The 11,349-nt window shown below is 70.1% G+C and carries 6 protein-coding genes; 2 read left to right on the top strand and 4 right to left on the bottom strand.

Annotated features, from left to right (window positions below; genetic code table 11):
• Positions 1–130 precede the first annotated feature (130 nt).
• Positions 131–1,099 carry a DUF4331 family protein gene (locus CG723_RS08865; RefSeq protein WP_100592736.1) on the bottom strand — a complete coding sequence of 323 codons (969 nt, stop codon included), beginning with the start codon at positions 1,097–1,099 and terminating at the stop codon, positions 131–133.
• 400 nt (positions 1,100–1,499) lie between these two features.
• Between CG723_RS08865 and CG723_RS08870 the strand changes: the two genes are divergently transcribed.
• Positions 1,500–3,599, top strand: coding sequence for a SpoIIE family protein phosphatase (locus CG723_RS08870; RefSeq protein ID WP_100592737.1), 2,100 nt, complete (start codon positions 1,500–1,502; stop codon positions 3,597–3,599).
• 54 nt (positions 3,600–3,653) lie between these two features.
• On the opposite strand, the gene CG723_RS08875 is transcribed toward CG723_RS08870, so the two are convergent.
• The 3 genes from CG723_RS08875 to CG723_RS08885 form a co-directional block, all read right to left on the bottom strand.
• Positions 3,654–4,415: an SDR family oxidoreductase gene (locus CG723_RS08875; protein ID WP_100592738.1), complete on the bottom strand. Its 762-nt coding sequence runs from the start codon at positions 4,413–4,415 to the stop codon at positions 3,654–3,656.
• A gap of 39 nt (positions 4,416–4,454) precedes the next feature.
• Entirely contained in the window at positions 4,455–6,065 is a 1,611-nt protein-coding gene (mdlC, locus tag CG723_RS08880) for a benzoylformate decarboxylase (RefSeq protein WP_100592739.1), read from the bottom strand.
• A 468-nt stretch (positions 6,066–6,533) separates the two neighbouring features.
• A complete protein-coding gene (locus tag CG723_RS08885) occupies positions 6,534–9,971 on the bottom strand; it encodes a protein kinase domain-containing protein (RefSeq protein ID WP_100592740.1) in 3,438 nt (1,145 codons plus the stop codon).
• A gap of 394 nt (positions 9,972–10,365) precedes the next feature.
• Here CG723_RS08885 and CG723_RS08890 point away from each other — a divergent pair, with 394 nt between their 5' ends.
• Positions 10,366–11,289 carry an endo-beta-N-acetylglucosaminidase H gene (locus CG723_RS08890; protein ID WP_100592741.1) on the top strand — a complete coding sequence of 308 codons (924 nt, stop codon included), beginning with the start codon at positions 10,366–10,368 and terminating at the stop codon, positions 11,287–11,289.
• Positions 11,290–11,349 lie beyond the last annotated feature (60 nt).

Raw genomic sequence — 11,349 nt, forward strand, 5'->3', positions numbered from 1 at the left:
CCAGCCGCGGCTGCCCGAACGACGCCGGCGGCAACAACGGCTCCGACAACTCCCAGTTCACATCAGACAGTTCATGACGACGAACCATCACACTGTCGTCCACCAACCCGACCCGCTCTGACGACAACTCCTAGCCCGCAGGGGCCGGGTGCGGAGTGCCGAGGTAGGGGAACTCGGGCAGGAGGTCGGTGTGCGGGCCGATGCGGTCGCTGGTGATCTTTCCGCCGGACACCATCGCGAGACGCGCCGAGGTCACATCGTCGGTGAGCGTGCGGCCGTTGGGGTAGGCGGCCGGCTGGTCACGGTCGAAGCGCAGAATGTCGGGGAGCACCGTGCGCAGGGCCTGCTCGGCGTCCTGGGGCTGGTAGTCGCCGGTGTGCTGGAGGACGGCGGTCCACGGTACGCGGTAGGTCTCCCAGTCCTGGGCGGGCTCGCCTTCGTTGTAGGCGGTCTTCGCGTCGTTCTCGGGGTTGAAGTACGCGGTCAGGGACGGATGGGCGCCCCGGTCCACGGACTTGAGCGCGCCGTTCTGCCTCAGGCTCACCCGAGCCCAAACTCCGAAGACCGGGTTCGAGCCGAGCTCGGTGTCGGGCATCTCGAGGACGATACCGAAGATGTTCTTGTCGGCTCCCCAGTCCATACCCGTCCACTGGAAGTCGTGGATGATGCCGTCCAGATCTGCGAAGAACGGGTCGCTGCGCAGGCCCGCGGAGAAGAGGTAGGGACCTGCCTCGATCACGTTGGGTGCCGGTCCGAAGGAGACCGCTGCCTCGGTGACGATCACCTGCCCGGCGGCTTCGTGAGCACGTGCCTCGTCGCCGGTCGCCCGGTACACGGTGGCGGTCTGCTGCCCGTCCCGGGGCTCGGAGAAGACGAAACTGAACGCGATGTCGGCCTGCTGGTCGCCGTCGGTGTCGACGTTGACGCGGTAGACGGCGTCGGGGTGGAACGCCTGGCCGCCGGTGGGGGCGATGGGGTTCACGTTCATGATCAGCGCGGTGCGGCCGCCGGGGACGGTGAAGGCGAACAGGTCCGTCAGGTCCAGCCGGGCGTCGTTCATGGGAGACCGCAGGTCGGCTCCGCTGAGGTGATGAGACATGACCGTCAGCCTGCACCCGGGGGCCCCGTGCCACGGGCGGCGTCACCGGGCGGTGGCCCATGGATCACTCCTTTGGCCACCGCGTCGGTTCCGCCTGCTGAGGCGAGCGTGAGCCGCGTCGTTGTCAGTCGTACGGTCGGCGGAGGCCCGTGACCAGTGGCGTCTTCGGCACCCGCTCGAAGGTCCACGTGTGCGGAGCCGAGCCCACCGGAGATGCACAACGGAGTGCGGACTCGGTGGTTCATGCAGCGAGTTCTGGCCGGCTCGGCGTGTGCCGCCCTCACCTGTTCCCGGCCACTGACGCACGGCCCGGGACACATCACCGTCGGTACCCGACGCGCCTACGTCGGCGGTTCCGTGCAGGTGCCGGTACGTGGTAGGAGAGCAATAATTCTCACTGATGAATACTTCGCCGGACATCCCGGGTGGTACTTCGCGCGACGTGGATGACGCCACTCTCAGGGCGCTGTTCTCAGAGTCGCCGATCGGCCTGCACATACTGGACACGCAGCTGCGTCTGGTGCGTTTCAACGCGGCCGCGCGGTACATCCGGGCGTTCCCGGTCGAGGACCTGCTCGGACGCACGGTCGCCGAGGTGCTGCGCGAGTACGGCAAGGATCAGGCGGATGAGGTCGAGGCCATGGTCCGCGAGGTGCTGGAGACCGGCCGTCCCAGGCGCGACGTGCTGCTGACGCTGCGCTCACTCCAGCCTCCGCATGCCGAGGTCGCCGTGCAGGCGTCCTGGTTCCGGCTCCAGGACCTGGAGGGGTGCCCCCTGGGGGTGGCGGCGGCCATCCTGGACGTCACGGACCGCAACCAGGCGCAGGCCCGGCTTGCTCTGCTGGACCGGGTCGGCAGCCGCATCGGCACCGCCCTCGACCTGTTCGACACCGCGCAGGAGCTGGCGGAAGGTACCGTCCCCGACTTCGCGGACTTCACCACCGTCGACCTGTTCGACCCTGTACTGCGCGGTGAGGCACCCGAACCTGGACCTCATCTGGGGACTATCCCGCTGCGTCGTGCGGGCTGGTGCTCACACGGCAGTCCCGTGACGGCCGGGTGGCCCGTGGCAGGAGAGGTGAGCGGCTTCCCGTCGGGAACCCCGTACCGCGAGAGCCTCACCGACCTCCTTCCGCGATTGGTGGCCCGGCTCGTGCCGGACGCCGAGTGGCTCGACCGGGACCCCGTCCGCGGTCGGCTGCTGCGCCGGAACCTGGTCCACTCGATGATCGTGGTTCCGATGTGCGCCCGCGGTGTGGTTCTCGGCCTGGCCTGCTTCTATCGCGGCCGACGTCCGGACCCGTATGTCGACGAGGACACCGCCCTCGCCGCCCAGCTCGTCGCCCGTACCGCGCTGTCCCTGGACAACATCCGGCTCTACAACCGGGAGCGGTCGGCCGCCCGCTTGCTCCAGCTCAGCCTCCGGCCCCCCGAGGTCCCTGTCCACGCCGCTGTCGAGACCGCGCACAGCTACCTGCCGTCCGGCTCCGGCGGGGACTGGTTCGATGTGATCCCGCTCTCCGGCGCTCGTGTCGCCCTGATCGCCGGGGACACCGAGGGTCAGGGCCTCCACGCCGCGGCCGCCATGGGCGAGCTCCGCGCCGCGATCGGCGCCTTGGCCGACCTGGATGTGCCACCGGACGAGCTTCTCGAACGCCTGCATGATTTGGTGACCCGGCTTGACGACGAGGTGACCTCCACCCCGCACGACGCCTCCCGCTACCGGGTCGTCGGGACCACGTGCCTGTACGTGGTCTACGACCCGGTGATCCGGCGGTGCACCATGTCCAGCGCCGGCCATCCGCCGCCCGTCATCATTCGCCCCGACGGAACGGCGGAGCTCGCCGACGTCCCGCAGGGCCCGCCCCTCGGCCAGGGCGTCGCCACCCATCGGATCACGGAACGCGAGCTGCCCGAGGGCAGCATCCTGCTCCTGTGCAACACCCCCTTGGTCCAGGACCGAGATCCCCAGCAAGCCGTGCAGCAGCTCGACCGCATCCGTGCCGCGCTCGCTCCGGAGTCACGCTGCCTCCAAGAGACATGCGAGCGGGTGCTGCGCGTGCTCCCCGCCGACGGCCATCAGCACGACCCCGTCCTGCTGATGGCGCGAACCCGTGCCAAGGGCCCCGACCAGGTGGCCTCCTGGACGCTGCGCGGCGCGCCCGAGGCCGCGGCCGAGGCGCGCAGACTCACCGCCGACCGGCTGTCCGCATGGGGACTGGAGGACTTGGAGGACACCACCGAGCTGGTGGTCAGCGAACTGGTCACCAACGCCGTGCGTTACTCCGAGGGGCCGATCGGCCTGCGCCTGATCCGCGACCGTACGCTGATCTGCGAGGTCTCCGACACGAGCAGCACCGCCCCGCACCTGCGACATGCCGAGGCGGACGAGGAGTCCGGCCGCGGACTGTTCATCACCGCCCAGCTGACCCAGCGCTGGGGCACCCGCCCTGCCCGACGAGGCAAGACGATCTGGGCCGAGCTGAGCCTGTCCGCCTGACGGGATCGGCGTAGCAGGGCGGAAAGCGCGATGAACCGGAACCGGTTCGCCCTGTTAGAAGCCTCTGCGCACGCCTCCGTCGATCGGCAGCATCACTCCTGTCAGATACGACGCGGCGGGCGACAGCAGGAAGGCGGCGCTCCGGCCGAACTCGTCCGGGGTTCCGTAGCGGCGCAGGGGTACGCCGGCGGTCTCACGCTCGCGGGCGGCGTTGGTGTCGCCACTCCCCTCGTAGAGTTCGCGTACCCGGTCGGTTTCGATGTGGGCGGGCACGAGGCCGACGACACGGATGCCCCTTGGGCCCAGCTCGTTCGCGAGACTCTTCGCGTAGCCGGCCAGGCCTGGCCGGAAGGCATTGGAGATCGCAAGGTCAGGGATCGGCTCGTACACGGAGGTGGAGAGGACGAAGCCGATGACACCTCCCTCGCCCAGCTCCGCCGCGACGGTGCGGGACAGCCGCACCGCACCGAGGAAGACCGATTCGAATGCGGTGCGCCACTGGTCGTCGTCGATGGTGTCCGACGTACCTGTCGGCGGCCCGCCGACGCTGATGAGCACCCCGTCCAGCCGCTGGAAGGCATCGCGTGCCGCAGCGATCAGCCGGTCCGGAGTCCCGGTGTCGGCGTTGTCGGCCGCAACACCGATTGCCCGCCCCACGCCGCCGAGTTCCTCCGCAGCCGCGGCCACCGACTTCTCGCTGCGGCCGCTGACGACCACCCTCGCACCGTCCGCCACCAACTCGCGCGCGGCGGACCGGCCCAGCCCGCGGGTGCCACCGGTGACGATGTACACCCGGTCCTTCAGGCCGAGGTCCATGGCTGCTCTCCCCTCTCCGATCCTGAGGGCCGCATGGCCTTACAACATCGCCTTCTGGGGTTGCGTGGGCACCACGATGACGGTGGTGGTGCCGGCGGCCAGGGCCGCCTTGAACTCCCGCTCGAGGTCCTGGGTGGTCTCTACGTCGACCGCGTTGCATCCGAAGCCACGCGCCACGGAGGCGATGTCGAGCCCGGGCAGGTCGAGTCCCGGAACGCCCGGAGTCTCCTCCAGCACCGCGAACGACTTGAGGATGGAGTACTCGTGGTTGTGCATGACCACGTACACGATCGGGAGGTTGTGCTGCGCCGCCGTCCAGATGGCCTGCACGGAGTACTGGAAGGAGCCGTCGCCGATCAGGCCGACCACCGGACGTCGGACACCTCTGTCCCGGTCGCCGAGCGCGACGCCCACCGCGGCCGGGGTACCCCAGCCGATCCCGCCGCTGGCCGTGGCGAAGAACGATCCGGTCCGGGTGGTGGGGAGCCATTCGATCTGCTGCGCCATCGTGGAGGTCGATTCGTTGACGATGACCGCGTCGGGCGGCCGAACTTCGCTCAGGGTGGCGTAGACCTCGGGCGGGGTGAGCGGGCTGTTCGGTTCCTGCGGCAGTTCGCGGGGCCGCGCCATCGGCTCCGGAGCCGTTCGCGTCGACCCCTCCGTGACCATGTCCAGGAGCAGCTCGATCGCGATCGCGGGATCGCCCAGGAGGCTGTCGCCCACACGTGCCGCCGCGGCAACCGCCGGATTGCCGGTGATCTGCAGGAGCTCCGTGCCGTCGGGGAGGTAGTCGCCTGGCACGTAGGGGTAGTAGCGGAACACCTCAGCGCCGATCACGACCACCAGGTCGTGCCCGGTCAGCCGGTCGCTGATGGTCTTCACCGACATGCCGAGCGGGCCCCGGAAGAGGGGGTGGTCTTCAGGGAAGGAGGCGCGGTCCAGCAGCGGGGCGCCATAGACGGAAGCACGCAGCTTCTCCGCCAGGGCGACGGCCGCCTCCCATCCGCCGGCGCGGTCGACCTCCGGCCCGAAGACCAGTGCGGGCCTGCTGCTGGCGGAGACGCGGTCGGCGAATGCCCGCAGCCGCTCGGTGCTGGGGGCGACGCGGTCACTCACTGTCCGCACCCGGGTGAAATCGGACAGGGGCTCCTTCCAGTCGCCCATGGGAATCGACAGGTAGACCGGACCTGTCGGAGGCTGCAACGCCTCCGCATAGGCGCGCATGAAGGCTTCTGGGACGTCCTCGGCGCGGGCCGGCTCATAGGACCACTTCACCCATGGCTTCGGCAGTGTGATGGCCTCACGGTTGCCGAGATACGGCTCCCCGATCAACAGGTCCCGATGCTGCTGTCCCGAGGTGATGATCAGGGGGGTGTTTCCGTGATACGCCGCAACCAGGTTGCCCACAGCGTTTCCCAGCCCGGCCGAGGAGTGCACGTTGACCAGTGCGGGGCGGCCGGTCACCTGGGCGAACGTATCGGCCATGGCGACGACGGACGCCTCCTGCAGCGCCAGGACGTACGTGAAGTCGTCGGGGAAATCCTGGAGGAAGGGCTGCTCGGTGGAGCCGGGATTACCGAAGACCGTGGTGAGTTTCAGGGCCCGCAGCAGGTCGTAGGTCACGCTACGGACGGTGGATTGCTCGGTCATGGTGGCCGTCTACTTTCCTGCTGGGGCTGCGGGCTCAACGGGCCCGCCAGCGGGGTGAGGGTTTCTCGGGGAAGGCTCGAATGCCTTCCAGAGCGTCGTGGGGGCGCCAGAACTGGTGCGCCCATCTGATCCTGCTGGACAAGAAGGGGCTCGTCGCGAAATGTGGTCCGTTCGGTGACAGGCCTGTATGAGGGCATGGCCCGGTTCGCTGAGGGAGCGGGACGGCGCGAACCAATCGGTGGGCGCGGGATCGTCGGCGCATCTGGCGGGCTGGTTGGCGGGTGTCAGGTGAGGCGGTGGAGTGCGTCGGGAGTGAGGTCGGCGACGGAGAGCTAGCCGTCGACGGCCATGATCAGGTCTGCTTCGGCGAGCGGCGAGGGACCGCCGGGTGCGGTCCGGCAGGCGCGGCGTCGCAGCGCGCGAGCTTCAGCGTCGCGCCCTGCGGCAGGCTCTGTGACAGGGTGAGCGTCACTTCTCGTCTCGTTGAGTGGCGTCGGTCGCCAGTTCCCAGTCGAGGTGCCACAGTCGGATGCCGTCATCGCCCGCCGACACCAAGTTGCGTGAGTCGGGGGTGAGTTCGAGGTGCCGGATGTATCCCTGGTGCCCTTCGAGGACGTGCAGGCACCGACCGGTGGCGACCTCCCACAGTCGTATGGTCCGGTCGTGGGCCGCCGAGAACGCGAACCGGGCGTCGGGCGTGAACCGCACTGCGGAGGACCAGCCTTCGTGCCCCTCGAACGTGCGCAGACACCGCTCGGTCCCGGCGTCCCACAGGCGGATCGGCTCGTTCTGCCCGCCTGAGGACGTGACCATGTGCGTGGACAGGGCCAGGCGGCCGTCAGCGCTGAGGCACGCCGACAGGATCGGTTCCCGCGGGCCCGACCAGGTCCGCAGACACGTTCCGGTGTCGAGGTCCCACAGCCGGACCACGCCGTTGGAGTCGCCGACCGCCGCGAGCCGTCCGTCCGTGGACGTGGAGATCACGTTGACCGCGCCACGGGACCCGATCGTCGCGACGCAGCGGTCGTCGTTGAGGTCCCACCGGCGGATGACGCCGTCTCCGCCGCCGAACCAGGCATGCCTGCCGTCGCCGGTGAACAGGACGGTCCGCGTCATGTCCCAGTCCGGGGTCACCTGCCGGCGCTCGCCGTCAGCAAGGCGCCATCGGGTGATCGCGAGAGGTTTGGTGGCCTTGCACAGGACGTGCCGGCCGTCGTCGCTCAACGCCACCTCGCCCACCCTGCCCCGATGGTCGTCGAGGACCCGGGTGCACGTGCCGCGGTCCAGATCCCAGATCCGGATGGAGCCGTCACTCTGGCCGCTGACGGCGAGCCGGGCACCGGCGGCCACACCGATCGCGGTGATGCCGCCGAAGGGGAGAGGGCCGGCGTCCAGCGGCTGCGACCACGCCGCGCGCAGCCCCACGTGGCGGGCCGTGCGGCTCAGTTCGTGCCAGGCGGCCAGGGCTTGGGGCGCGCGCTCGTAGCCGGGGACCGCCCGTGCGCGGGTCAACAGGTCCAGGGCGGACCGGTGTCGACCGTTCGACAGTGCCTTTCGTGCGTCGGCGATCAGCTCCTCGGCCAGACCGCCGAGCCGGCTCACCTCGGCGTACTCGCGCGGTTTGCTGACGTGGGGCTCGGCGACGTACCCGGCGTCGGGCAGCTGCCAGTGATGCAGGGGCAGTTCGGGGTGCCCGCCGACGGAGCAGCCGAACCGGGCGTCGGTGTCGCGGAACCCGACGTGATGCATGCCGTACGCGTCGGCGGAGAAGGTCCGAAGGCACCGGCCGCTGTCCAGCTCCCAGAGCCGCACCGTGTGGTCTCCGGTCGTGCCGGAGAGGAGCCGGCGTCCGTCGTGGCTGAAGGCCAGGTGGCCGGCCGCGGCGGTGTCCCCGGTCAGCGTACGGACCTGCCGGCCGTCCTCCACATCCCACAACCGGATCACCCGGTCCTGGCCTGCGATCGCGGCCAGCCGTCCGTCGGGACTGAAGCACAGCGCATGCGTCCGCGAGCCGGCGGCCAGCACACGGCACAGGCCGTCGGCCACGCTCCACAGCCGCGCCCCGTCGTTCTCGGCGGTCAGCACGTGGCGTCCGTCGGCGCTCACCTCGTACAGCGAGCCGTCCAGGGCGCCGTCCTTGATCGCAGGACCGAGCAACCAGCGGCAGGTCCCGGTCCCCAGTTCCCAGACCTGGACGCGCCCGTCCGCGCCTTTCCACACGCCGATGCGCCCATCGGCACTCAAGCTGACCGGGCACCCCGTCGCATGCGCGACGGCGTGGATGGCCCGGGAACACCTGCCCGCCCTGAGATCCCAGAACTGCACCGTGCCGCCGCGGCTCGTCGACAGCGCGTACGAGCCGTCCGGGGTGAGATCGACGCCGAGTACCTGCGTGCGCTGTCCCTTGAGCGCCATCCGCTGTGCTCCGGTCGCCGTGTCCCACAGCCGGATCACGCCGTCCCAGTGGCCGCTGACCGCGAGGCGTCCGTCGGGAGTGAACCGGATCGGCAGGTAGCCCATCACCTCGTGCCGGGCGAGAAGCTTCACCGGTGCGCCCGGCAGCGCGAACGGCTCGCTGACCGGGCGTGTCCCGGTGTGGCGGGCATCGGTCACGCTCCCGGACGTCGCGACCCGCAGTGCCGCCCGCACGTCGGCGCCGTCGGGCCGTTCGCGCGCGAGGGCGCCGAGGAGGCCGTGTGCCGCCGCGAGGTCGCCGCGTTCGAGGTGGACGCGGGCCAGCAGCAGGTCTGTCTGCCGGGCGGACGCGCCGGATCCCTGCGGGATCGCCTCAAGCCGGGTGACGAGTTCCGCGTCGGTGATCGCCCCCGTACGCCACCGCAGCAGGCCGCCGTTGTACACCGCTCCGACGTGGTGCGGATCGACCGCGAGCGCCTGGTCGAAGGCCTGCTCGGCGTCGGAAGCCCGGTTCAGGTCCAGGAGCGAGAGGCCACGGTTGTTGAGTTCGTCCGCGCGGAGATCGGCTTCCTGCGGCGTTGGACGCGGATACGTCGAGCCGGTCTGCTGCTCGTAGATCCCGGTCAGCACGTCCGCGATGTCCGCCATCGAGGGCGGCCGGTCGGCCGGGTGCTGCCGCAGGCAGCGGCGGAGCAGATGGGCGACTTCCGACGGCGCGGCGACCGGGTTGGCGGGGTCGACCAGGTACTCCTCCAGCGCCAGGCCGGCGACCGAACCGGCCGACCAGCGCACACCGCCGGTGAACATCTCCAGGACCGTGACCGCGAAACTGTAGACGTCGCTGCGCCGCCCGACGCGCTCTCCCGCGAGCTGCTCCGGGGACGCGTAGCCGACCGTCATACCGCCCCACGGCACCAGAACGCTGGCACCAGGCGCCGTCTCGCTCGTCGTCGAGGCCACGGCGGCCATGGACCGGGCCAGGCCGAAGTCGGTGATCTTCGCGGCGCCCGCGCCGTCGAGCAGGATGTTGGCCGGCTTCACGTCCTGGTGCACCAGGTCCCTGCGATGCGCGTGCTCGAGCCCGCGGGCCGCTTGGACGGCTGTGTCGAGTACGCGGGCGAGGATTTGGCGCGCGTCCCCGGCGTAGAGCCGGCCGTCGCCGATCCACTCCGCGAGGCTGCCGCCGTCGACGTACTCGGCGAACACACGGGGCACCCCGGCGATCACGCGCACGTAGTGGCAGGCGCAGATGTTCGGGTGCAGCCCCAGCGACACCCACGCCTCGGCCTCCCGGACGAACAGCTCCCGATCGCCAAGCTCGCGGAACACCTCCGGACGCGAACTCTTCACCGCCATGTCGATGCCCCAAGCCAGGTGCCGGACCCGGTGCACCACGCCCATCCCACCCCGCCCGAGCTCGCCGAGCACCCGGTAGCGGCCGTCGACGGTCGTGCCGGTCGACCAGACGGCGGACGGCGTAGGTGCGCCCACTGCGATTCCCCCTGCCCGTGACGCCCGGTGCCGGCGCCGAAGCCGGTCGGTGACTGCGTCAACTGCGTCTGAGGCGGAGGGTACTGCCGCTGCCTCCCGTGTTCTACGGGGCAGCGGCAGGATCGGGCCGACCTCGAAGCGGACCACCCGGCCGCCGGGGTGAGAGGGGTGGACGCGGAGGGCACGGGCCCACAGCAGGTCGGCGTCGACCGTGGACCTGGGCGCACCAACTCCCTTGCCGCGGTGCCGGGTTGCGGGGCGGCGTGCGTGGGACTCGTGAAGAGTTCGCGCACGATTCTCGAGATTCGGTCACGGGAGCGGAAAACTCGGAGGGCTCACTCGGCGCTTCCGAACAGGTCGGGCGCCGACCCATGCGATGGGAGACCGATCAACGATGTTCACTCTGGTACGGAGCAGAGCACGGACGGCCGCGCTCGCGCTCTCGGCCGTCGCGGCCCTCGCCTTCGGTACGGCCACCGTGACCGGCGCGGCAGCGGCCCCTGCACCCGCTCCCGCGAAACAGGGGCCGACCTCGGTGGCGTACGTCGAGGTGAACAACAACAGCATGCTGAACGTCGGCAAGTACACCCTCGCCAACGGCGGAGGCAACGTCTTCGACGTCGCCGTGATCTTCGCGGCGAACATCAACTACGACACGGGCACGAAGGCGGCGTACCTGTACTTCAACGACAACGTGCAGCGCGTCCTCGACAACGCCGCCACGGAGATACGGCCGTTGCAGCAGAAGGGCATCAAGGTCGTCCTCTCGGTTCTTGGCAACCACCAGGGCGCGGGCTTCGCCAACTTCCCGTCCCAGCAAGCGGCTTCGGCGTTCGCGAAGCAACTGTCGGACACCGTGACCAAGTACGGCCTCGACGGCATCGACTTCGACGACGAGTACGCCGAGTACGGCAACAACGGCACCGGCCAGCCCAACGACAGCTCGTTCGTGAACCTGGTGACGGCGCTGCGCGCGAACATGCCGGACAAGATCATCAGCCTCTACAACATCGGCCCGGCCGCGTCGCGCCTCTCCTACGGCGGCGTCGACGTCTCGTCCAAGTTCGACTACGCCTGGAACCCGTACTACGGCAGCTGGCAGGTCCCCGGCATCGCACTGCCCAAGTCGAAGCTGTCACCGGCGGCCGTCGAGATCGGCGGGACCTCGCAGAGCACGGCCGCCGACCTCGCCCGCCGCACCGTCAGCGAGGGGTACGGCGTCTATCTGACGTACAACCTCGACGGCGCCGACCGCACCGCAGATGTCTCCGCGTTCACGAGGGAGTTGTACGGCAGTGACGCTGTCTACACGCCGTAAGGCGACCGCAAGTCCTGGGGCGTGGCCCCTCGGGGCTTGCCACATCACGTAGGGCCGCGA

The organism is Streptomyces sp. CB01635 (assembly GCF_002803065.1).
Lineage (GTDB): Bacteria > Actinomycetota > Actinomycetes > Streptomycetales > Streptomycetaceae > Streptomyces.

What these genes read in the sequence shown, in the direction of transcription:
- CG723_RS08865 (WP_100592736.1), bottom strand. Translation starts at nt 1,099, where the DNA reads ATGTCTCATCACCTCAGCGGAGCCGACCTGCGGTCTCCCATGAACGAC.
- CG723_RS08870 (WP_100592737.1), top strand. Translation starts at nt 1,500, where the DNA reads ATGAATACTTCGCCGGACATCCCGGGTGGTACTTCGCGCGACGTGGAT.
- CG723_RS08875 (WP_100592738.1), bottom strand. Translation starts at nt 4,415, where the DNA reads ATGGACCTCGGCCTGAAGGACCGGGTGTACATCGTCACCGGTGGCACC.
- mdlC (WP_100592739.1), bottom strand. Translation starts at nt 6,065, where the DNA reads ATGACCGAGCAATCCACCGTCCGTAGCGTGACCTACGACCTGCTGCGG.
- CG723_RS08890 (WP_100592741.1), top strand. Translation starts at nt 10,366, where the DNA reads ATGTTCACTCTGGTACGGAGCAGAGCACGGACGGCCGCGCTCGCGCTC.